The organism is Blastococcus sp. SYSU D00868 (assembly GCF_054050575.1).
In genome coordinates this window covers 100,394-120,704 of sequence record NZ_JBJGZO010000012.1, presented here as the reverse complement: position 1 = coordinate 120,704, position 20,311 = coordinate 100,394, and the positions used below count along the sequence as shown (strand labels likewise).

Annotated in this window: 18 protein-coding genes; 5 read left to right on the top strand and 13 right to left on the bottom strand. The window is 75.5% G+C overall.

Features of this window, described 5'->3' with window-relative positions:
* Nucleotides 1-100: 100 nt before the first annotated feature.
* The 3 genes from ACI79F_RS12855 to ACI79F_RS12845 all read right to left on the bottom strand — a co-directional run bounded on the left by ACI79F_RS12855 (nucleotide 101) and on the right by ACI79F_RS12845 (nucleotide 3,363).
* The gene (locus ACI79F_RS12855; RefSeq protein WP_456543083.1) at nucleotides 101-1,096 is read right to left on the bottom strand and encodes a hypothetical protein; all 996 of its coding nucleotides are present in this window, start codon (nucleotides 1,094-1,096) and stop codon (nucleotides 101-103) included.
* The gene (locus ACI79F_RS12850; RefSeq protein WP_456543084.1) at nucleotides 1,093-1,725 is read right to left on the bottom strand and encodes an RNA polymerase sigma factor; all 633 of its coding nucleotides are present in this window, start codon (nucleotides 1,723-1,725) and stop codon (nucleotides 1,093-1,095) included. The genes ACI79F_RS12855 and ACI79F_RS12850 overlap by 4 nt, the downstream gene beginning before the upstream one ends.
* 90 nt (nucleotides 1,726-1,815) lie before the next feature.
* The gene (locus tag ACI79F_RS12845; RefSeq protein WP_456543085.1) at nucleotides 1,816-3,363 is read right to left on the bottom strand and encodes a cryptochrome/photolyase family protein; all 1,548 of its coding nucleotides are present in this window, start codon (nucleotides 3,361-3,363) and stop codon (nucleotides 1,816-1,818) included.
* A gap of 104 nt (nucleotides 3,364-3,467) precedes the next feature.
* Here ACI79F_RS12845 and ACI79F_RS12840 point away from each other — a divergent pair, with 104 nt between their 5' ends.
* The 3 genes from ACI79F_RS12840 (at nucleotide 3,468) to disA (ending at nucleotide 6,797) form a co-directional block, all read left to right on the top strand.
* Nucleotides 3,468-4,187 (top strand): hypothetical protein, encoded by a 720-nt coding sequence (locus ACI79F_RS12840; protein WP_456543086.1) that lies wholly within the window; start codon nucleotides 3,468-3,470, stop codon nucleotides 4,185-4,187.
* A gap of 80 nt (nucleotides 4,188-4,267) precedes the next feature.
* Nucleotides 4,268-5,632: a DNA repair protein RadA gene (gene radA, locus ACI79F_RS12835; RefSeq protein ID WP_456543087.1), complete on the top strand. Its 1,365-nt coding sequence runs from the start codon at nucleotides 4,268-4,270 to the stop codon at nucleotides 5,630-5,632.
* Nucleotides 5,633-5,711: 79 nt separating this feature from the next.
* Nucleotides 5,712-6,797: a DNA integrity scanning diadenylate cyclase DisA gene (gene disA / locus ACI79F_RS12830; RefSeq protein WP_456543088.1), complete on the top strand. Its 1,086-nt coding sequence runs from the start codon at nucleotides 5,712-5,714 to the stop codon at nucleotides 6,795-6,797.
* A gap of 22 nt (nucleotides 6,798-6,819) precedes the next feature.
* Here disA and ACI79F_RS12825 read toward each other — a convergent pair whose 3' ends face one another.
* A complete protein-coding gene (locus ACI79F_RS12825; RefSeq protein ID WP_456543089.1) occupies nucleotides 6,820-7,497 on the bottom strand; it encodes a MucR family transcriptional regulator in 678 nt (225 codons plus the stop codon).
* 77 nt (nucleotides 7,498-7,574) lie between these two features.
* Between ACI79F_RS12825 and ACI79F_RS12820 the strand changes: the two genes are divergently transcribed.
* Nucleotides 7,575-8,507 (top strand): A/G-specific adenine glycosylase, encoded by a 933-nt coding sequence (locus ACI79F_RS12820; RefSeq protein ID WP_456543090.1) that lies wholly within the window; start codon nucleotides 7,575-7,577, stop codon nucleotides 8,505-8,507.
* A 143-nt stretch (nucleotides 8,508-8,650) separates the two neighbouring features.
* Here the strand turns inward: ACI79F_RS12820 and ACI79F_RS12815 are convergent, their stop codons facing one another.
* The 9 genes from ACI79F_RS12815 to ACI79F_RS12775 all read right to left on the bottom strand — a co-directional run bounded on the left by ACI79F_RS12815 (nucleotide 8,651) and on the right by ACI79F_RS12775 (nucleotide 19,242).
* Nucleotides 8,651-11,188, bottom strand: a complete 2,538-nt coding sequence (locus ACI79F_RS12815; protein ID WP_456543091.1) for an ATP-dependent Clp protease ATP-binding subunit — start codon at nucleotides 11,186-11,188, stop codon at nucleotides 8,651-8,653.
* Nucleotides 11,189-11,551: 363 nt separating this feature from the next.
* The gene (locus ACI79F_RS12810; RefSeq protein ID WP_456543092.1) at nucleotides 11,552-11,905 is read right to left on the bottom strand and encodes a histone-like nucleoid-structuring protein Lsr2; all 354 of its coding nucleotides are present in this window, start codon (nucleotides 11,903-11,905) and stop codon (nucleotides 11,552-11,554) included.
* 160 nt (nucleotides 11,906-12,065) lie between these two features.
* Nucleotides 12,066-13,571 (bottom strand): lysine--tRNA ligase, encoded by a 1,506-nt coding sequence (gene lysS, locus ACI79F_RS12805; RefSeq protein ID WP_456543093.1) that lies wholly within the window; start codon nucleotides 13,569-13,571, stop codon nucleotides 12,066-12,068.
* A gap of 11 nt (nucleotides 13,572-13,582) precedes the next feature.
* Nucleotides 13,583-14,404, bottom strand: coding sequence for a type III pantothenate kinase (locus ACI79F_RS12800; protein ID WP_456543094.1), 822 nt, complete (start codon nucleotides 14,402-14,404; stop codon nucleotides 13,583-13,585).
* A 3-nt stretch (nucleotides 14,405-14,407) separates the two neighbouring features.
* Nucleotides 14,408-15,322 (bottom strand): carboxylating nicotinate-nucleotide diphosphorylase, encoded by a 915-nt coding sequence (gene nadC, locus ACI79F_RS12795; RefSeq protein WP_456543095.1) that lies wholly within the window; start codon nucleotides 15,320-15,322, stop codon nucleotides 14,408-14,410.
* Nucleotides 15,316-16,995, bottom strand: a complete 1,680-nt coding sequence (locus ACI79F_RS12790; protein WP_456578910.1) for an L-aspartate oxidase — start codon at nucleotides 16,993-16,995, stop codon at nucleotides 15,316-15,318. Before ACI79F_RS12790 ends, nadC begins: the two co-directional genes overlap by 7 nt.
* Nucleotides 16,992-17,417: an aspartate 1-decarboxylase gene (gene panD, locus ACI79F_RS12785; protein ID WP_456578909.1), complete on the bottom strand. Its 426-nt coding sequence runs from the start codon at nucleotides 17,415-17,417 to the stop codon at nucleotides 16,992-16,994. Before panD ends, ACI79F_RS12790 begins: the two co-directional genes overlap by 4 nt.
* Nucleotides 17,414-18,277: a pantoate--beta-alanine ligase gene (gene panC / locus ACI79F_RS12780; protein ID WP_456543098.1), complete on the bottom strand. Its 864-nt coding sequence runs from the start codon at nucleotides 18,275-18,277 to the stop codon at nucleotides 17,414-17,416. Before panC ends, panD begins: the two co-directional genes overlap by 4 nt.
* 14 nt (nucleotides 18,278-18,291) lie before the next feature.
* Complete coding sequence (locus ACI79F_RS12775) at nucleotides 18,292-19,242, bottom strand: Rossmann-like and DUF2520 domain-containing protein (protein ID WP_456543099.1); 951 nt, start codon at nucleotides 19,240-19,242, stop codon at nucleotides 18,292-18,294.
* Between the two features lie 289 nt (nucleotides 19,243-19,531).
* On the opposite strand from ACI79F_RS12775, the gene ACI79F_RS12770 reads away from it, so the two are divergent.
* Nucleotides 19,532-20,284 carry an SDR family oxidoreductase gene (locus ACI79F_RS12770; protein ID WP_456543100.1) on the top strand — a complete coding sequence of 251 codons (753 nt, stop codon included), beginning with the start codon at nucleotides 19,532-19,534 and terminating at the stop codon, nucleotides 20,282-20,284.
* The last annotated feature ends 27 nt before the right edge of the window (nucleotides 20,285-20,311 follow it).

Here is a 20,311-nt window from a genome sequence, read left to right as displayed (position 1 = left end):
GGGCGCGGGCGGGGGTGTGTGGGGTCGGCAGGAGTGGGGGGTGGTGGCGGGGCGCCGCCGCGCCCCCGGCCCCCCCCCCCCCCCCCCCCCCCCCCGCGCGTCAGTGGCGGTTGCCGTTGCCGTTGCCGCCGTTGCCCCCGTTGCCGTTCCCGCCGGCGTTGCCCTGACCGTTCCCGCCGCCGTTGCCGCCGTTGCCGTGGCCGTTCCCGGCGACGGAGCCGCCGGTGGCGGCCGGGGCCGGCGCCGGCTCGACGGTCTCCTCTTCGACGACCTCGGGCGCGGAGTCCCCGGTGGACGCGTCCGGCGCCGGGACCACCGGCTCCTGCTCGGGCTCGGCCGGGGTCGGCGCGAACCGCGCGATGCAGTCCTCGGTCCGGGGCTTGCCGGGCCGGCCGGCGTCGCCCTGGCGGGCCTGGGCGAAGCAGCTGACGACCTCGCCGCGGACGAGGCCGGCGTCGGCGCCCGCGCTCACCCAGGCGCTGAAGGTCTGCTCGCCCTGCGGGCCCATCGCCCACGACTCCGGGGTGAGCTCGGTGGTGACGTCGACGTCGACCTGCGCCGGGTCGCCCTCGCCGTCCTCGGGAGCCTCGTCGCCGGTGCCCTCGGCGCCCTCGTCGCCGGTGCCCTCGGGCGCCTCGCCGGTGAGGTCGTCGGGAGCCGTGCCGTCGGTCGGGACGCCGACCTCGTCGGTGGCGTCCCCGGACTCGACGACGGCCGGGGTGTCGTCCTGGATCGGCAGGACCTGGGCGGTGGCGGCGCCGGTCAGGGCGACGGCGGCGACGGCGCCGCCCGCGGTGGCCGCCTTGGCGACGGCGCCGGCGGCGGCGAACTTGGCGGCGAGCGTGCTGAGGATCATGCGGGGTCTCTTCCGTGAGCTGTGTGCGGGGCGACCGACCGTCGTCCGGGACGGATCGGTGAGCAGACCGGTCGCCAGGAGCTCGGCCAGGGCCGCGTTCGGCCGCCCGGGCGCGGTGGCCTCGGCCCGGACCGCGGCGGTGAACGCGGTCAGGGCCTCGGCGCCCGCGGGTGCGGGGCGGCCGGCGAGGGCGGCCTCGAAGGCCTCCCGGTCGGCTCGGGCGTCGGCTGGCGGTGTCATCTCGTCCCCGTCATCGCCGGGCGGGCCCGCAGGGGTGCGCGGACCGTCGCGGATCCACCCGTCCGGGTGGCCCCGGCCGGCTCGAGCTCCTCGCGCAGCCGGCGCAGCCCGCGCCGCTGCAGGGCCTTCACCGAGGCGACCGACCGGCCCATGACCTCGGCGACTTGCTCCACGGTGAGGTCGGCCAGCACCCGCAGCAGCAGCACGGACCGCTGGTCGGCCGGCAGCCCGGCGCACAGCCGGTGCACCGACTCGGTGCCCAGCCGGGTGAGGACGTCGTCCTCGACGTCCCCGCCGGGGAGGTCGGGGACCAGCTCGTCCCCGCCGTCGGCGAACTGCGGACGGCGCCCGCGGCGCCGCCAGTCGTCGACCAGCCGGCGGTGGGCGATCGTGAAGACCCACGACCGCAGCCCGTCCTCGTCGCCCTCGAACCCGCCGAGCCCGCGGAAGACGGCGAGGAAGGTCTCGCTGGCCAGGTCGTCGGGCTCGGCCGCCCCGTGCAGCCGCAGGTAGCCGGTGAGCGCGGGCGCCAGGTCGCGGTAGAGCACCTCGAAGGCCCACGCCGCGCCCGCCCGGGCCGCCGTGAGCACGTCGTCGAACGCCGGACCCAACCCGGGATCCCTCGCCATCCGCACCTCCCGCCGTCTCCCCGTGGCGGAGGAGGCATCGGCAGGCGCGGGGCGGAACTGGACGCCGTGTCGCCCGGACGGGCGGTCGGGTCAGGGGGCGGCGGTCCCCCGGTCGCGCTCCTGCTCGACCACCAGCGGCAGGTCGGCGAGCCGGTCGAGGCCCTGCAGCGGGCGGCGCATCCGCTGGTTGCCGGCGAGCCGGCCGCGGTTGCGCTCGAGGAACGCCCAGTACCCGGCGGTGTAGGGGCAGGCGCCCTCCCCCACCCGGCGGCGCGGGTCGTAGCGGCAGCCGCCGCAGTAGTCGCTCATCCGGTCGATGTAGGCGCCGCCGGAGGCGTAGGGCTTGGTCGCCAGGACGCCGCCGTCGGCGTGCTGACTCATCCCGACGACGTTGCCCACCATCACCCAGTCGTAGCCGTCGACGAACGACCGGTGGAACCAGTCGGTCGTCTCCGAGGGGTCGATGCCGCGCTGCAGGGCGTAGTTGCCCAGCACCATCAGCCGGGGGATGTGGTGCACCCAGCCGTCCCGGCGCAGGTCGGTGAGGACGCCGGAGAGGCAGGCGGCGTCGACGGCGTCCCCGTCCAGCTCGGCCAGCCACGGCGGCACCGGCTCGGTCGCCGCGAGCGCGTTGCCGTGCCGGTAGTGGCGGCCCAGGTACCAGTAGAGGTGCCAGACGTAGTCCCGCCAGCCCATGACCTGGCGGACGAAGCCCTCGACGCTGTTGAGCGGCAGCGGGTCGCCCGCCGCGGCGCGGTCGCGGGCGGTGCGCTCGGCGGCGAGGACGACCTCGAGCGGGTCGAGCAGGCCGAGGTTGAGCGCCGGGGAGAGCAGCGAGTGGGCCAGCCACCGGTCCCCGGCGAGCATCGCGTCCTCGTGCGGGCCGAAGGCGCCCAGCCGGTGGTCCAGGAAGTCGGTCAGCCGGCGCAGCGCCTCGGCGCGGGTGACCGGGAACAGCCGCGGCCCGTCGTCGCCGACGAAGGAGACGAGCCCGTCGGCCTCCCAGCGGTCGAGGTCGGCCCGGACCTCGGCGTCGATCTCGTCCTCCTCGGGCCACCACGGCTCGGGCACCCCGACGCGGCCGTCGGCGGGGGGCGGCTCGCGGTTCTCGGCGTCCAGGTTCCACCGGCCGCCGACCGGCTCGGCGCCGTCCATGAGGACGTCGTGCCGGCGGCGGGAGTCGCGGTAGAAGTCCTCCATCAGCAGCCGTCGCCGACCGCGGCCGTCGGCCCACGCCGCGAACTCCGCATGCGTGGCCACGAAACCGCGCGCGGCCAGCACCTGCAGGCCGGGACGGCGGAGCACGTAGTCGCGGCTGCTCCAGGTGGTCGGCGCGCAGACCGACAGCGGCCCGCCGACCCGGTCGAGCGCCTCGGCGTAGGTGGTCACCCGGTGCAGCTCGGCCTGCTCGCCGAGCTCGGCCGCGCGGTGCCGCAGGGCGGACAGCACCAGGTGCGCCTTCTGCCGGTGGAAGCGGCGCCGCGCGAACACCGCACGGGACTCGATCAGCAGCACCGGCTGGTCGGGCGCGTCGAGGAAGTGCGGGCCCAGCTGGTCGGCGAAGCACCACCGCCGTGTGGCGGGCGCGCGGACGGGGAAGTCAGCGAGCGCCGGGTCGGCGTCGTCCCGGAGACCCACGGCCTCACCTCCCGGCGGCCATCGTGGGTCGACCGTTAGGCTCGGCGCGACTCGAGCCACCGAGATCCCGGTGGCCGGCACCTGCTCGCTGGAGGTCGACGGCTGTGAACCGCGCGCTGCGCGCCGCCACCATGGGGACCCTGCTGCTCACCTCGGTCGTCCTGACCGCCTGCAGCGCGGGCCAGGTGAACCAGACGAGCTCGCAGGACCGGGACAAGGTCGGCCCCTCGGCCGAGGTCGGGGACCTCCAGCTGCGCCAGGTCCAGCTCGTCAACCCGTGCGAGTCGGGCGACGAGGAGGCGACGGCCTACGAGGACGGGGACGACCCGGAGCTCGTGCTGTCGATCGCCAACGGCGGCGCCGACGACACGCTCACCGGTATCGAGGGCGAGCTGTTCGACGGCGTCTACGTCGGCGAGCCGCCGACCTCGGGCACGGGCACGACCCCGGGCACCGGCACGACCGCGGGCACCGGCGCCGCCCCGACCACCGGGAGCACGCGGCCCAGCAGCCGCATCGACGTCCCGGTGCCGGCCGGCGAGGTGACCACCATCGGGCTCCGGCAGTACGCGGAGGGCGAGCCCTGCGACCCGGAGATCGACGCGGACACGCCCCGCCTGTTCCTCGCCGACCTGTCGATCGAGGAGCCGCTGACCGCCAGCCAGTCGGTCACCCTGACCTTCACGTTCGCCGAGGCCGGGGACGTGACGGTCCAGGCCGTCGTCGCCGGGCCCTACGGCGACCTCGAGCGCGGCGAGGCCTTCGACTTCCACGAGGAGGAGGGCGCCGAGGGCGGCGACGAGCAGGACACCGAGGCCGAGTGACACCGCGGCGGCGCCCGCCCGGCGCCGCCACCCCCGGCGTCCTCCCCGGAACCGTCGGACCCCGCCGTTAGCGTCGGGACGTGCCTCCCGCCGCCCGCGCCGCCCGCCCCGCCCACCGCTGCACCGAGTGCGGCTACGCCTCGGCCAAGTGGGTCGGGCGCTGCCCCGAGTGCCAGGCGTGGGGCTCCCTGCAGGAGGTCGGCGCCGTCCCCTCCGGCGGCCTGCGGGCCGTCGCCGCCGGCGCGGTGACCGCGCCCGCCCGGCCGATCGCCCAGGTCGAGATCAACGGCGCGCGTGCCGTGCCGACCGGCATCCCCGAGTTCGACCGCGTGCTCGGCGGCGGGCTGGTCCCCGGCGCCGTCCTGCTGGTCGCCGGCGAGCCCGGCGTGGGCAAGTCCACGCTGCTGCTGGAGGTCGCCCACCGCGTCGCCGAGTCCAACGGGCCCACGCTGGTGGTCTCCGGCGAGGAGTCCGCCGGGCAGGTCCGGCTGCGGGCCGAGCGCATCGGCGCGCTGCACGACCAGCTGTACCTGGCCGCCGAGACCGAGCTGTCGGCGGTGCTGGCGCACGTCGAGCAGGTCCAGCCGACACTGCTGGTCCTCGACAGCGTCCAGACCGTGCGCTCCCCCGCGGTCGACGGGACCGACGGCGGCTCCACCCAGGTCCGCGCCGTCGCCAGCGCGCTGACCGCCGTGGCCAAGAGCCGCGGGATGACCACGATCCTGGTCGGCCACGTCACCAAGGACGGCGCGATCGCCGGCCCCCGCACCCTGGAGCACCTGGTCGACGTCGTCGTCTCCTTCGACGGCGAGCGGCACTCCACGCTGCGGCTGGTCCGGGCCACGAAGAACCGGTTCGGCCCGGCCGACGAGATCGGCTGCTTCGAGATCGGCGACGGCGGCGTGGTCGGCGTCCCCGACCCGTCCCACCTGTTCGTCTCCCGGCGGCCGGCACCGGTCCCCGGCAGTTGCGTCACGGTGACGATGGAGGGCAGCCGGCCGCTGCTCGCCGAGGTGCAGGCGCTGGTCGCGCCCAGCGGCGGCGGCTCCCCCCGGCGGGCGGTGAGCGGGCTGGACCCGCAGCGTGTGGCGATGGTCAACGCGGTGCTGGAGCGCCGCGGCGGCGTCCGGCTCGCCGAGGCCGACGTGTTCGCCGCGTCGGTCGGAGGCGTGAAGATCTCCGAGCCGGCGGCCGACCTCGCGCTGGCGCTGGCCATCGCGTCGGCGTCCAAGGACCTCCCGCTGCCGGCGTCGATGATCGCCGTCGGGGAGGTCGGCCTCTCCGGCGAGATCCGGCGGGTGGGCGGCACCGGCCGGCGGCTCGCCGAGGCGGCCCGGCAGGGCTACCGCGTGGCGCTGGTCCCCGAGGACGCCGGGCCGGCACCCAAGGGGATGCGGCTGATCGAGGTGCCCGACCTGGGGACGGCGCTCACCCGACTCGGCTGATCCGCCTGCGAGCCGCACCAGTACCGTTCCCTGCCACGTAGACTCAGCCGCCGCACCACGTCGACCGTCAGGAGCGCTCGTGCCCCCCGCTGTGGACTCCGAGGTCGCGCTGCGCGAACTCCTCGGCCGCATCGCCCCCGGGACGGCCCTGCGCGACGGCCTGGAGCGGATCCTCGCCGGGCGCACCGGCGCGCTGATCGTGCTCGGCTACGACCGGGTCGTCGAGTCCATCTGCACGGGCGGCTTCGCCCTGGACGTCGCGCTGTCGGCCACCCGGCTGCGCGAGCTGGCGAAGATGGACGGCGCCGTCATCGTCTCCTACGACGGCCTGCGGATCGTCCGGGCCGGCGTGCACCTCATGCCCGACCCGACCGTGCCCACCGAGGAGTCGGGCACCCGGCACCGCACCGCGGAGCGGGTCGCGATCCAGACCGGCTTCCCGGTGATCTCGGTCAGCCAGTCGATGCACATCATCAGCGTCTACGTGGTCGGCCGCCGCTACACGCTCGAGCACCCGACCACGATCCTGGCGCGGGCCAACCAGGCCCTCGCCGCCCTCGAGCGGTACAAGCTGCGCCTGGACGAGGTCGCCAGCACGCTGTCCGCGCTGGAGATCGAGGACCTGGTCACCGTCCGCGACGCGATGAGCGTCAGCCAGCGGCTGGAGATGGTGCGCCGCATCGCCGACGAGATCGAGGGGTTCGTCGTCGAGCTCGGCACCGACGGCCGGCTGCTCGCCCTCCAGCTCGACGAGATGCTCGCCGGCGTCGAGGAGGACCGCGGGCTCCTGGTCCGCGACTACCTGCCGGCCACCGGCCGGCGCACGCGCACCACCGAGCAGGTGCTCACCGACCTGCGGGCGCTGTCGGCCACCGAACTGCTCGACCTCTCCGCCGTCGCCCGCTGCTACGGCCTGCCGACCTCCGCCGACGCCCTGGACTCGCCGGTCAGCCCGCGGGGCTACCGCCTGCTCGCCCGGGTCCCCCGGCTGCCGGCGGGGATCATCGACCGGCTGGTCGACCACTTCGGCGGGCTGCAGAAGCTGCTGGCCGCCACCATCGAGGACCTGCTCGCCGTCGAGGGGGTCGGCGAGGCGCGCGCCCGCGGCATCCGCGAGGGCCTGTCCCGGCTCGCCGAGACCTCGATCCTCGACCGCTACAGCTGAGGCCACGCCCGGGGCGGGGCCGTCAGACGACGGCGAAGGGCGTGTCCGTGCCCGGCTTGGTGTCCAGCCGGCCGCGCAGGACGTACTGACCGGGCTGCAGCACCTCCCGCGGCGCGGTGCAGGTCGGCTCGCTGGTCAGGCCGCTCCAGGTCAGGGGGAAGGCCACCACCTCGCCGGGCGCGAGGGTCCGGACGTCGTCGCTGGCCTCGGGCCGGCAGTCGTTGCTCCCCCACAGCCGCGCGCCGGCCGCGTCGAGCAGCACGATCTCCTGCAGCTCCTTGTCCAGGACCCGCACGCACGGCACCGCCGACACGTTGGTGACCAGCAGCTCGAACACCGGGCCGCTGCCCGCCGGCGCGTCGGCCGGCGCGCGGACCTGGACGGCGATCATGTCGTCGCCGCAGGGGTCGCCGGGCTGCGGGCCCGGGGCCGGGGCCGGGGCCACGACGGTGGGTGTGGCGGGAGCGGTGGGGGTCTGCACGCTCGCCAGCGAGGGGACGACCCGCTCCAGCGCCGGCGTCCCGCTCGCGGTGGGCGGGGCCGTCGGTGCGGCCGCGTCGCCGGCGGTGCCGCCGTCCCCCCGGAGCAGCGCGACGCCGAGCCACCCGCCCCCGCCCAGGACCGCGAGCAGCAGCGCGAGCACCAGGACCCGGCGCCGCCAGTAGACGGCGGCGGGCAGGGGGCCGACCGGGTGCAGCACGGCGAGAACCGTAGTGCGGGGCCGGAGCGGGGACGGGTCCGGCACGCCGGGTCCGGCGGACGGCACACTGGACCCTCGTGGACAGCCCCGTCGCGCCGCCGCTCGCGCCCGCCGGCAGCTCCGGTCCGGCGCTCGGGGAGACGCTGGTCGACTGGTTCGCCGGCGCCGCGCGGGACCTGCCCTGGCGCCGTCCCGACACCGACCCGTGGGCCGTGCTGGTCAGCGAGGTGATGCTCCAGCAGACGCCGGTGGCACGCGTGGAGCCGGTCTGGCGGGAGTGGATGGCCCGCTGGCCGGCCCCGGCGGACCTGGCCGGCGCCTCGCCCGCCGAGGTCATCCGCGCCTGGGGCAAGCTCGGCTACCCGCGGCGGGCGCTGCGGCTGCGGGAGACCGCCGTCGCGCTGGTCGAGCGGCACGGCGGCACGGTGCCCGCGGACGTCGCCGCCCTGGAGGCGCTGCCCGGCATCGGCACCTACACCGCCCGGGCGGTCGCCTGCTTCGGGCACGGGCAGCCCCAGCCGGTGGTGGACACCAACGTGCGTCGGGTCGTCGCCCGGCTGGTGCACGGCCGGGCCGAGGCGCTGCCGGCCCGGGTCGGCGACCTGGCCGACGTGGCGTCCCTCGCCCCCGCCGATCCAGACCGCGCCGTCCGGTTCTCGGTGGCCGCCATGGAGCTCGGCGCGCTGGTCTGCGTCGCCCGCACCCCGCGCTGCGACGCCTGTCCGGTGCGGCTGGCCTGCGCCTGGCGGCTGGCGGGCAGCCCACCGGCCGACGGCCCGCCGCGACGCGCGCAGCGCTTCGCCGGCACCGACCGCCAGGTGCGCGGCCGGCTGCTGGACGTGCTGCGCGCGGCGCACGGGCCGGTCGCGGCGGCCGCCCTGGACGCCGCGTGGGACGACGCCGTCCAGCGCTCCCGCTGCCTGGCCTCGCTGCTGGACGACGGCCTGGTCGAGCAGACCCCCGACGGCCGCTTCACCCTCCCCGGCGGCGGCGACGATCAACTGACCTGATCGTGGAGCGTCCTCCCTCACGGTGTGCGGTGAGGGAGGACACCGCACGATCAGGGGACCTGATCGTGGCCGGGCCCGGGACGACGAAGGGCCCCTGCCACCCGGGGCGGGTGACAGGGGCCCTGTCGTCGTGCTGGAGGCGCTTACTCGGCGGCCGTGGCCGTCGGGCCCTCCTCGTCACCGTCGGCGCCCGAGAGGGCCACCGGCGGGGTGTCGGGCAGGTCGATCGGCTTGGCCTCGCCGCGGAAGGTGAACTTCGCGTCGGCGCCCTCGCCCTCGACGTCCACCACGATGATCTGACCCGCGGTCAGCTCGCCGTAGAGGATCTTCTCCGACAGCGCGTCCTCGATCTCGCGCTGGATGGTCCGGCGCAGCGGCCGGGCGCCCAGCACCGGGTCGAAGCCCCGGGCGGCCAGCAGCTTCTTGGCCTCCTGGGTGATCTCCAGCGACATGTCCTTGTTCGCCAGCTGGCCCTCGACGCGGGCGACCATGAGGTCGACGATCTCGATGATCTCGTTCTCGGTCAGCTGGTGGAACACGACGATGTCGTCGATGCGGTTGAGGAACTCCGGCCGGAAGTGCTGCTTGAGCTCCTCGTTGACCTTGAGCTTCATCCGCTCGTAGTTGCTGGTCGTGTCGTTCCCGGCCTGGAAGCCGAGGCCGACCGCCTTGGAGATGTCCCGCGTCCCGAGGTTGGTCGTGAGGATCAGGATCGTGTTCTTGAAGTCCACGATCCGGCCCTGACCGTCGGTGAGCCGGCCGTCCTCCAGCACCTGCAGGAGCGTGTTGAACACGTCCGCGTGCGCCTTCTCGATCTCGTCGAAGAGGACCACCGAGAACGGCTTGCGCCGCACCTTCTCGGTCAGCTGGCCACCCTCGTCGTAGCCGACGTAGCCGGGAGGGGCACCGACGAGCCGGGAGACCGTGAAGCGGTCGTGGAACTCGCCCATGTCGATCTGGATGAGCGCGTCGTCCTCGCCGAACAGGAAGTTGGCCAGCGCCTTGGCCAGCTCGGTCTTACCGACGCCCGAGGGGCCGGCGAAGATGAACGAGCCACCGGGGCGACGCGGGTCCTTGAGGCCCGCGCGGGTGCGCCGGATCGCCTGGCTGACGCTCTTGATGGCCTCTTCCTGGCCGATGATCCGCTTGTGGAGCTCGTCCTCCATGCGCAGCAGCCGGGAGGTCTCCTCCTCGGTCAGCTTGAACACGGGGATGCCGGTCCAGTTGGCGAGGACCTCGGCGATCTGCTCGTCGTCGACCTCGGCGACGACGTCCATGTCGCCGGCCTTCCACTGCTTCTCGCGCTCGGCCTTCTCGGCCAGGAGGTTCTTCTCCTTGTCGCGCAGCGACGCGGCCTTCTCGAAGTCCTGGGCGTCGATCGCCGACTCCTTCTCGCGGCGGATGGCCGCGATCCGGTCGTCGAACTCGCGCAGGTCCGGCGGGGCGGTCATCCGCTTGATCCGCATCCGGGCGCCGGCCTCGTCGATCAGGTCGATCGCCTTGTCCGGCAGGAAGCGGTCGGAGATGTACCGGTCGGCCAGCGTCGCGGCGGCGACCAGGGCGCCGTCGGTGATGCTGATCCGGTGGTGCGCCTCGTAGCGGTCGCGCAGCCCCTTGAGGATCTCGATGGTGTGCTGCAGCGTCGGCTCGCCGACCTGGATGGGCTGGAAGCGGCGCTCGAGGGCCGCGTCCTTCTCCAGGTGCTTGCGGTACTCGTCGAGCGTGGTGGCGCCGATGGTCTGCAGCTCGCCCCGGGCCAGCATCGGCTTGAGGATGCTGGCGGCGTCGATCGCGCCCTCCGCGGCCCCCGCCCCGACGAGGGTGTGGATCTCGTCGATGAACAGGATGATGTCGCCGCGGGTGCGGATCTCCTTGAGGACCTTCTTCAGCCGCTCCTCGAAGTCGCCGCGGTAGCGGGAACCGGCGACGAGCGCGCCGAGGTCCAGGGTGTAGAGCTGCTTGTCCTTCAGCGTCTCGGGGACCTCGCCCTTGACGATCGCCTGGGCCAGGCCCTCGACGACGGCGGTCTTGCCGACGCCGGGCTCGCCGATGAGGACGGGGTTGTTCTTCGTGCGGCGGGACAGCACCTGCATGACCCGCTCGATCTCCTTGGCCCGCCCGATGACCGGGTCGAGCTTGGAGTCGCGCGCGGCCTGGGTGAGGTTCCGGCCGAACTGGTCGAGGACCAGCGAGGTCGACGGCGTGCCCTCGGCGGGCCCGCCGGCCGCGGCCGGCTCCTTGCCCTGGTAGCCGGACAGCAGCTGGATGACCTGCTGGCGGACGCGGTTGAGGTCGGCGCCGAGCTTCACGAGGACCTGGGCGGCCACGCCCTCGCCCTCGCGGATCAGGCCGAGCAGGATGTGCTCGGTGCCGATGTAGTTGTGCCCGAGCTGCAGCGCCTCGCGCAGGGACAGCTCGAGGACCTTCTTGGCCCGCGGGGTGAAGGGGATGTGGCCGGAGGGGGCCTGCTGGCCCTGGCCGATGATCTCCTCCACCTGCTGGCGGACACCCTCCAGCGAGATGCCGAGGGACTCGAGCGCCTTGGCGGCGACACCCTCACCCTCGTGGATCAGGCCCAGGAGGATGTGCTCGGTGCCGATGTAGTTGTGGTTGAGCATCCGGGCCTCTTCCTGGGCCAGGACGACCACGCGGCGGGCTCGGTCGGTGAACCGTTCGAACATCTGCTGCTTCTCCTTCGACCGGCTGGTCCGGCACTGCCCTCCCCGTCTGTGGGGAGGAGCACCCGACGTCCGTCGGCACGCGGGGGCACCGGTCTTTCCACTGTAGTCGCGGACTCCGACTCCCCGTCGGCACTCGGCCGGGGTGGGGAGGAGGAGCTGCCCGGTCCAACTGATGCTGACGGGACGGTGTTCCACCTCTGTTACGCCGACAGCGATACCGACGTCGGCCCACCGGCCTCCACCGCGGCCAGGTGCCGCGTCGAGCCACCTGGAGCCCCGACGAATCGACCCGCGGGTGGGGACGCTGCGCGCCCCCGCCACGCGGGTCGAGGTCCGACGACGTCGGGGTACTGCTGCGCTACGTCAGTGCGCGGCCTCGTAGGCCTCGACGACGCTGGCCGGGATGCGCCCGCGGTCGCTGACCGCGTGCCCGTTCTTGCGGGCCCAGTCGCGGATCGCGCCGGCCTGCTCGCGGTCCATCCGCCCGCCACCACCGGTGGCCCGCGACCGCCCGCCGCCGGAGGCGCGACCGCCGCCGCGGCCGACCTTGCGGGCGGCCTGCACGTAGCGGGAGAAGGCGTCGCGCAGCTCCGCGGCGTTCTTCCCCGACAGGTCGATCTCGTAGTTGGTGCCGTCGAGCGAGAAACTCACCGTCTCGTCGGCGGGGAGGTTCTCGTCGAGGTCGTCACTCAGGATGACCTGGACCTTGCGCGCCATTCGTGGATCCTCACTTCTCTATTCCCAGCCCCGTGATCGGATGGGTGCGTCACCGACGGCGACGGACACATCACACCACAACTCCCGACCATTCGGCGCTCATTCCACCGAGATTTCGGCGGAATGGGTGAGATCCGGATACGGCGGTGCCGGAATTGGCTCAGGAAGTGAGCGGCCGCACCAACGGGAAGAGGATGGTCTCGCGGATGCCCAGGCCGGTCAGGGTCATCATCAGCCGGTCCATGCCCATGCCGACGCCACCGGTCGGGGGCATGCCGTACTCGAGCGCCTCGAGGAAGTCCTCGTCGAGCACCATCGCCTCGGGATCGCCGGCCGCGGCCAGCAGCGCCTGCTGGGTGAAGCGCTCCCGCTGGACGACGGGGTCGACCAGCTCGGAGTAGCCGGTGCCGCGCTCGATGCCGCCGATGTACAGGTCCCACTTCTCGGCCAGGCCCGGCGTGGTGCGGTGCGCCCGGGTCAGCGGCGAGGTGTCGACCGGGTAGTCCATGACGAAGGTGGGCGCCTGCAGGTCGTGCTGGACCAGCGCCTCGAACAGCTCCTCGACGACCTTGCCCGGCAGCCACGCCGGGTCGACCCCGACGTCGTGCCGCTCGGCCAGGGCGCGCAGGTGCTCGACCGGCGTCTCGGGGGTGACCTGCTCGCCGACCGCCTCGGAGACGACGTCGTAGAGGCGCACCTGCGGCCACTCGCCGGACAGGTCGACCTCGGTGCCGTCGTGGTGGCGGGCGACGTGGTCGCCGAACAGGGCGGCGCAGCACTCCTGGACGAGTTCCCGCGTGATGACCGCCACGTCGGAGTAATCGGTGTAGGCCGCGTAGAACTCGAGCATCGCGAACTCCGGCGAGTGGGAGCTGTCGGCGCCCTCGTTGCGGAAGTTCCGGTTGATCTCGAACACGCGGTCCAGGCCGCCGACGATGCACCGCTTGAGGAACAACTCGGGCGCGATCCGCAGATAGAGGTCGAGGTCGAACGCGTTCATGTGCGTGCGGAACGGCCGCGCCGCCGCGCCGCCGTGGATGGTCTGCAGCATCGGCGTCTCGACCTCGAGGAAACCGCGCCCGGTGAGACCGGCGCGCAGGGCCGCGTTGACCGCCGCCCGCTGCCGGACCGTGCGGCGGGCCTCGTCGCGCACGATGAGGTCGACGTAGCGGCGGCGGACCCGCAGCTCCTCGCTCATCGGCTTGTGCGCCACGGGCAGCGGCCGCAGCGCCTTGGCGGTCAGCCGCCAGGAGTCGGCGAACACCGACAGCTCCCCGCGCCGCGACGTCCCCACCTCGCCGGTGACCAGGACGTGGTCGCCGAGGTCCACGTCGGCCTTCCAGGCCGCGAGCGCCTCCTCGCCCACCCGGTCGCGGGAGAGCATGACCTGCAGCTCGGCGTCGCCCTCGCGCAGCGTCGCGAAGCAGAGCTTGCCGGTGTTCCGCGAGAAGATCACCCGGCCGGCGACCCCGACGGTCTCGCCGGTCATCGTGTCCGGCGGCAGGTCCGGGTGCCCGGCGCGCACGGCGGCCAGCGTGGTGGTCCGGTCGACGTCCACCGGGTACGGGTCGGTGCCGGCCTCGCGCAGGCGGTCGAGCTTGGCCCGACGGACCCGCATCTGCTCCGGCAGTTCGTCCTCGAGGGTCCCCGGCGGTTCGTCCGTCACGGGGTGCGAGCCTACGGGGAGGCCGGACGGCGCCCGGCCGGGGAACGGTGTCCGGCCTGGTGACGCTCGAACGCCAGCCGCAACCCGTGCACGGTGAGGTCGGGCTCGCGCTCGGAGACGGTGCGGCAGCTGTCGACGACCAGCGGCGCCAGCCCCCCCGTGGCGACGACGACCGGCGCGGCGCCGAACTGCTCGACGAGCTCCGCCGAGATCCGGGACACCAGTCCGTCGACGAGGCCGGCGAAGCCGAGCACCAGCCCCGACTGCAGCGCCGCGACCGTGTTCTTGCCGATCGCGTGGTGCGGCACGGTGAGCTCCACCGAGCGCAGCTGCGCCGCCCGGCTGGCCAGCGCGTCGAGGCTCACCTCCAGGCCGGGGGCCAGCGCCCCGCCGAGGAACTGCCCGTCGGGGCCGACGGCGTCGACGTTGGTCGAGGTGCCGAAGTCGACGACGACGACCGGCCGCCCGCGGCCCGCGCCGTCGCGGCCGTACAGCTCGTGGGCGGCGAGCGCCGTCACCACCCGGTCCGCGCCGACCTCCCGCGGGTTGTCCACGTGCAGCGGGACGCCGGTGCGCACCCCGGGGCCGATGAGGACGACGGGCACGTCGAGGGAGTCCAGCAGCTGGCGCAGCGCCGGCAGCAGCGCCGGGACGGCGGAGCAGGCCGACACCCCGGTGACCTCGATGTCGCGCAGCAGCCCGCGCCACAGCATCCGGATCTCGTCGGCGGTCGCCCGCGCCTGCGTGGTGACCCGCCAGCCGCGGACGCACCGGTCGCCGTCGAACACGGCCAGCACGGTGTGGCTGTTGCCGACGTCCACGGTGAGCAGCAACGGTCAGCCCTCCCGCAGGTCCAGGGCCAGGTCGAGGATCGGCGAGGAGTGCGTCAGCGCCCCCACCGACAGGTAGTCCACGCCGGTCTCGGCGACCTCGCGCGCCACCGCGAGGGTGAGCCCGCCGGTGGCCTCCAGCTCCGCGCGGTCGCCCACGGCGGCGACGACCTCGCGGAGCTGCGCCGGGGTCATGTTGTCCAGCAGCAGGAACTGCGCCCCGGCCTCGACGGCCTCCACCGCCTGCGCCGGGGTGTCCGCCTCGACCTGCACCGGCACCCGCGGGGCCCGCTCGCGCACCGCGGCGACCGCGGCGGCCACCGACCCGGCGGCGGCCACGTGGTTGTCCTTCACCATGGCGACGTCGTAGAGGCCCATGCGCTTGTTGGAACCGCCGCCGCAGCGGACGGCGTACTTCTCCAGCGGCCGCAGGCCCGGCGTGGTCTTCCGGGTGTCGAGCACGGTGGCGCCGGTGCCGGCGACCGCGTCGGCCCAGGCGCGGGTGGCGGTGGCGATGCCGCTCGCGCGGCTGGCGATGTTCAGCGCGCTGCGCTCGGCGGCCAGCAGGGCGCGCACCGGGCCGCGCACGGTGAGCAGGACGTCGCCGCGGCGGACCCGGTCCCCGTCGCCGGCGCCCGCGGTGAGGGTCGCGCCGGGCGCCAGCCGGGTGAAGACGCGGGCGGCCACCGGCAGCCCGGCGACGACGCCGTCGGCGCGGGCGACCAGGTCCGCGGTGCCCAGCTGGGCCGGCGGCACGGTCGCGGCGCTGGTGACGTCGTAGGAGACGGCCAGGTCGGGGGCGCCGGGCAGCACCGCGCCGCCGGTGAGGTCCTCGGCCAGGGTGCGCTCGACGAGGGCGTCGACCCAGGCCTCGTCCAGCCCGGTCCCCTCCAGCGACCGCGGGTCGGCGGGGCTCACCACGGGACCACCACCGGCGTCCCGACCGGGCGGCGGGTCAGGTGCAGCTCGCCGCGGCCGTCGAGCCGGACGTCGAGGTGCACCCGCCAGTCGTCGGAGGTCCCCGGGTGGTCCTCGCGCCAGTGGCAGCCGCGGGTCTCCTCGCGGGCCGCGGCCGCGACGGTCACCGCGGCGGCCACCGTGAGCAGGTCGGTCGCCTCCCAGCCGGCCACGCCCGGCGGGGCGCCGGCGCCGTCGGCGAGCCCGCCGGCCAGCCCGCCGAGGACGGCGAGGGCGTCGGCGAGGCCGGCACCGCTGCGCAGGGCCGCGACCGAGCGTGACATCGTGTCGGTGACCTGCCGCCGGCCCTCCGGCTCGAGCAGCCCCGCGACCGCGGGCGCCCCGGCCAGGGGCGCGGCCGGCAGCGGCAGCGAGCGGGCCAGCTCGGCGCCGATGCGCGCGGCGAAGACCAGCCCCTCCAGCAGCGAGTTCGAGGCCAGCCGGTTGGCGCCGTGCACGCCGGTGCTGGCGACCTCGCCGCAGGCGTACAGCCCGGGCACCGTGGTGCGCCCGGCCAGGTCGGTGACCAGGCCGCCGGAGGCGTAGTGCGCGGCCGGGGTGACCGGCACCAGGTCGGTGACCGGGTCGACGCCGGCCTCGCGGCAGCGGGCGACGATGGTCGGGAACCGGGCCGGCAGGTCGGGGATCGACCGCGCGTCGAGCCAGACGTGCCGCACGCCGTCGCGCAGCTGCACCCGGGTGATCGCCTTGGCGACGACGTCGCGCGGCGCCAGCTCGGCCAGCGGGTGGACGCCGACCATGAACCGCTCCCCCGCCCCGTCGCGCAGGACCGCGCCCTCCCCGCGCAGCGCCTCGCTGACCAGGGGCTGCTGGCCGCGCGCGTCGGGGCCGAGGTAGAGGGAGGTCGGGTGGAACTGGACGAACTCCAGGTCGGTGGCGACCGCGCCGGCGCGCAGGCCCAGCGCCACGCCGTCCCCGGTGGACACCGCCGGGTTCGTGGTGGCCGCGTAGACCTGCCCCATCCCCCCGGTCGCCAGCACGACGGCGCGGGCGCGGACGGCGCCGACGCCGTCGGCGCTGCCCTCGCCCAGCACGTGCAGGCTGACCCCGGCGGCCCGGCCCTGGCCGTCGCGCAGCAGGTCCAGGACCATCGCGTGCTCGACGAGGGTGATCCCCGGGTCGGCGCGGACCGCCTCGTGCAGCGCGCGCGCCACCTCCCAGCCGGTGGCGTCGCCGCCGGCGTGCACGATCCGGTCGGCGGAGTGCCCGCCCTCGCGGGTCAGCAGCAGCCGGCCGGTGGCGTCCCGGTCGAACGCAGCGCCCCAGGCGATGAGCTGGGCCAGCCGCTCGGGGCCCTCGGTCACCAGCGCCCGGACGGCGTCGGGCTCGCACAGGCCGACGCCGGCGACCTCGGTGTCGGCGGCGTGCGCCTGCGCGCTGTCGGCGGGGTCGAGCACCGCGGCGATGCCGCCCTGCGCCCAGCGGGTGGAGCCGTCGTCGACGCGCACCTTGGTGACGACGGCGACCGACAGCCCCGCCGCCCGCGCGTGCAGCGCGACGCAGAGCCCGGCGATGCCGGAGCCGACGACGCAGACGTCGGCGGCGAGCCCCCAGCCCGGCTCCGGGGCGGCCAGCCGCAGCGGCAGGCCGGTGACGCTCGCGGCCGCCAGCGTCACCGGACCGGTACGCCGAGGTCGCTGCGCTTCTGGTCGGTCGCGCCGGGCACGGGGGCCGACGGGTCGCCGCCGAGCTCGACGATCCGGTTGGCGCCGTCGACGTGCACGACCTTGGGGATGTAGGCCTTGGCCTCGGTCTCGTCCATGACGCCGTAGCTGATCATGATCACCATGTCGCCGGGGTGCACGAGGTGCGCGGCGGCGCCGTTGATGCCGATCACGCCGCTGCCCCGCTCGCCCGGGATGACGTAGGTCTCCAGGCGGGCGCCGTTGGTGATGTCGACGATCGCCACCTGCTCGCCGGGCAGCAGGTCGGCGGCGTCGAGCAGGTCCTCGTCGATGGTCACCGAGCCGACGTAGTGCAGGTCGGCCTGGGTCACGGTCGCCCGGTGGATCTTGGACTTGAGCATCGTGCGCATCATCGGGGACCTCCGAGGGTGACCGGGACGTTGTCGAGGAGTCGGGTGCTGCCGGCGCGGGCGGCCAGCAGCAGGCGGGCAGGGCCGGCGGCGGGTGCCGGGCCGAGGTCGGGATCGGTGAGCTCGAGGTAGTCGGGCACGAGCTCCGGCGCGCCGGCGAGCACCGCGCGGGCGGCGGAGAGGACGGCGTCGGCGCCGCGCGGGCCGGCGTCCGCCCCGGCGCGCAGCGCCCGGTTCAGCGTGGCCGCGGTGGCCCGCTGTTCCGGGGTCAGGTAGCGGTTGCGCGAGGACAGCGCCATGCCGTCGTCCTCCCGGACGGTCGGCACGCCGACGACCTCGACGCCCAGCGCCAGCTCCCGGGCCATGGCCCGGATGAGGGTGAGCTGCTGGTAGTCCTTCTCGCCGAACAGCGCCACGTCGGGGCGGACCAGGCCGAACAGCTTGGCGACGACGGTGAGCACCCCGGCGAAGTGGCCCGGCCGCACCGCGCCCTCCAGCACCGAGCCCAGCGGCCCCGGCTGCACGGTCACGCCGAGCGAGCCGGGCGGGTAGACGTCGTCGACCTGCGGGTGGAAGACGACGTCGGCGCCCTCCTCGGCCAGCGCGGCCAGGTCGGCGTCCCAGGTGCGCGGGTAGCGGTCGAAGTCCTCGCCGGGGCCGAACTGCGTCGGGTTGACGAACACGGAGACGACCACGCTGCCGGCGCGCTCGCGGGCGGCGCGGACCAGGGTGCGGTGCCCCTCGTGCAGAGCGCCCATCGTCGGCACCAGGGCGACCGGGCCGGGCAGGGCGGCGCGCAGCCGCGCGAGGTCGGCCGCCGTCTCCGCGACGCGTGGGCCGGGGGCGGTGGGGCGGGTGGACATCGGCGTGGCGACGGTCACCGGGAGCCGGCCGGGTCGCCGTCGCGCGCGTCGGCCAGCAGGTCGAGCAGCGGGGCACCCTCGTGCCGCTTGAGCCGGCCGGCGGCCAGCGCGCGCTCCGTCGTCCGCTGCGCCATCGCGACGTAGGCGTCGACCGACCGTGGCGCCCGCTCGCCGAGCGTCTGCAGGTGGTCGCGGACGGTCCCGACGTCGCCCCGGCTGACCGGGCCGGTCAGGCCGCGGTCGCCGCGGCGCAGCCCGTTGTCCAGCGCCGCGGTGAGCAGCGGGGCCAGCACCCGGCCGGGCTCCCCCACCCCGGCGGCGCGCAGCAGGTCGGCCGCCTCGGCGACCAGCGTGACCAGGTGGTTGGCGCCGGTGACCAGCGCGGCGTGGTACAGCCGCCGGTCGTCCTCGGCGACGAAGAACGGCTCGCCGCCCATCTCCAGCACGAGCGTCTCGGCGACGGCGCGGAACTCCGGCGCGCTGGTCACCCCGAACGGGGCGCCGGTGAGCCGGTCGGCGTCCTCGGGGGCGCCGGTGAAGGTCATGGCGGGGTGCAGCGCCAGCGGCAGCACGCCGGCGCGGGCCGCGGGCTCGAGGACCGCCAGGCCGTGCGCGCCGGAGGTGTGGAAGGTCAGCTGACCGGCCCGCCAGACGCCGGTCTCGGCGAGCCCGGCGACCAGGCCGGGCAGCGTGTCGTCCGGGACGGCGAGGACGACCAGGTCGGCCGCGGCGACGACCTCGTCGGCCGGCAGCAGCGGGACGCCGGGCAGCAGCCGGGCGGCTCGCTCGGCGGAGTCGGTGGACAGGCCGGCGGCGGCGACCACGTCGTGGCCGGCGGCGGTGAGGGCCGCACCCAGCACGGCGCCGACGCGGCCGGCGCCGACGACGCCCACGCGGAGGCGGGCGGGTGCGTCGGCGGCCGCGGGCAGCCCGGCGGCGCGGGGGGTCCTGCGGGCAGCAGGCATGGAGCTTCTCCTCGTTCCAGTCCCGAACGGGTACCGGACGTCGGTCGGTCTCCCCCGTTGGAGACCGGTGGGGTGGTGCGGCGGTGCGGGTCGTGCGGTGGTGCGGGTGGCGCGGCCCCGCTGCGACCGGCTGTGTCACGCGGGTGTCGTGCCGATGGCGAGTGTGTGACCGCCCCCGGCGTCCTGCAACGCCGCGGCCCTGTGGGGTCCGTCACGGACACCGGCCGTGGGCCGCCGGAGCGGCCCACCTACCGTGGCGCCGCACCGACGACGGAGAGGCAGGATGCACGTGGGCGAGTTCGAGGGACGCACCGCACTGGTGACCGGCGCGAGCCGCGGCATCGGGCTCGCGATCGCGCAGAGCCTGGTCCGGCGGGGCGCGAAGGTCGTCGTCACCGCGCGCAGGCCCGAGGCGCTGACCGAGGCGGTGGCCGCGCTCGGCGGACCCGACGTCGCGGTGGGCGTCGCGGGCAACGCCGGCGACGCGGCCCACCGCGCCGAGGCGGTGCGCACCGCCGTGGAGACGTTCGGCAGCCTGGACCTGCTGGTCGGCAACGTCGGCATCAACCCGGTGTTCGGGTCGATGGTCGACCTGGACCTCGACGCCTTCCGCAAGATCCTCGACACCAACGTGGTCGGCACCCTCGGCCTGGTGCAGGAGGCGTGGCGGGCGTGGATGGCCGAGCACGGCGGCTCCGTGCTGGTCGTCGCCTCGGTGGCCGGCCTCAAGGCCTCCCCCGGCATCGCCGGCTACGGGGTGAGCAAGGCGGCGTTGGTCAACCTGGTCACCCAGCTGGCCGTGGAGCTCGGCCCGCGGGTGCGGGTGAACGCGGTCGCGCCCGCGGTGGTGAAGACGCGGTTCGCCGGCGCGCTGTACGAGGGCCGCGAGGCCGAGGCCGCGCAGGCCTACCCGGTGGGCCGGCTCGGCGAGCCGGAGGACGTCGGGGAGGCCGCGGCCTACCTGCTGGGCGACGGCGCGGGCTGGGTCACCGGCCAGACGCTCGTGCTCGACGGCGGCTCGCTCTCCCGCGGCCCCGCCTGACGGCCCTCCTGCAGGGGCCCGCCGCGA

Excerpts from the sequence above, each read along its gene's own strand:
- ACI79F_RS12815 (WP_456543091.1), bottom strand. The coding sequence starts at position 11,188 with ATGTTCGAACGGTTCACCGACCGAGCCCGCCGCGTGGTCGTCCTGGCC.
- panC (WP_456543098.1), bottom strand. The coding sequence starts at position 18,277 with ATGTCCACCCGCCCCACCGCCCCCGGCCCACGCGTCGCGGAGACGGCG.
- panD (WP_456578909.1), bottom strand. The coding sequence starts at position 17,417 with ATGATGCGCACGATGCTCAAGTCCAAGATCCACCGGGCGACCGTGACC.
- ACI79F_RS12775 (WP_456543099.1), bottom strand. The coding sequence starts at position 19,242 with ATGCCTGCTGCCCGCAGGACCCCCCGCGCCGCCGGGCTGCCCGCGGCC.
- ACI79F_RS12810 (WP_456543092.1), bottom strand. The coding sequence starts at position 11,905 with ATGGCGCGCAAGGTCCAGGTCATCCTGAGTGACGACCTCGACGAGAAC.
- ACI79F_RS12855 (WP_456543083.1), bottom strand. The coding sequence starts at position 1,096 with ATGACACCGCCAGCCGACGCCCGAGCCGACCGGGAGGCCTTCGAGGCC.
- ACI79F_RS12850 (WP_456543084.1), bottom strand. The coding sequence starts at position 1,725 with ATGGCGAGGGATCCCGGGTTGGGTCCGGCGTTCGACGACGTGCTCACG.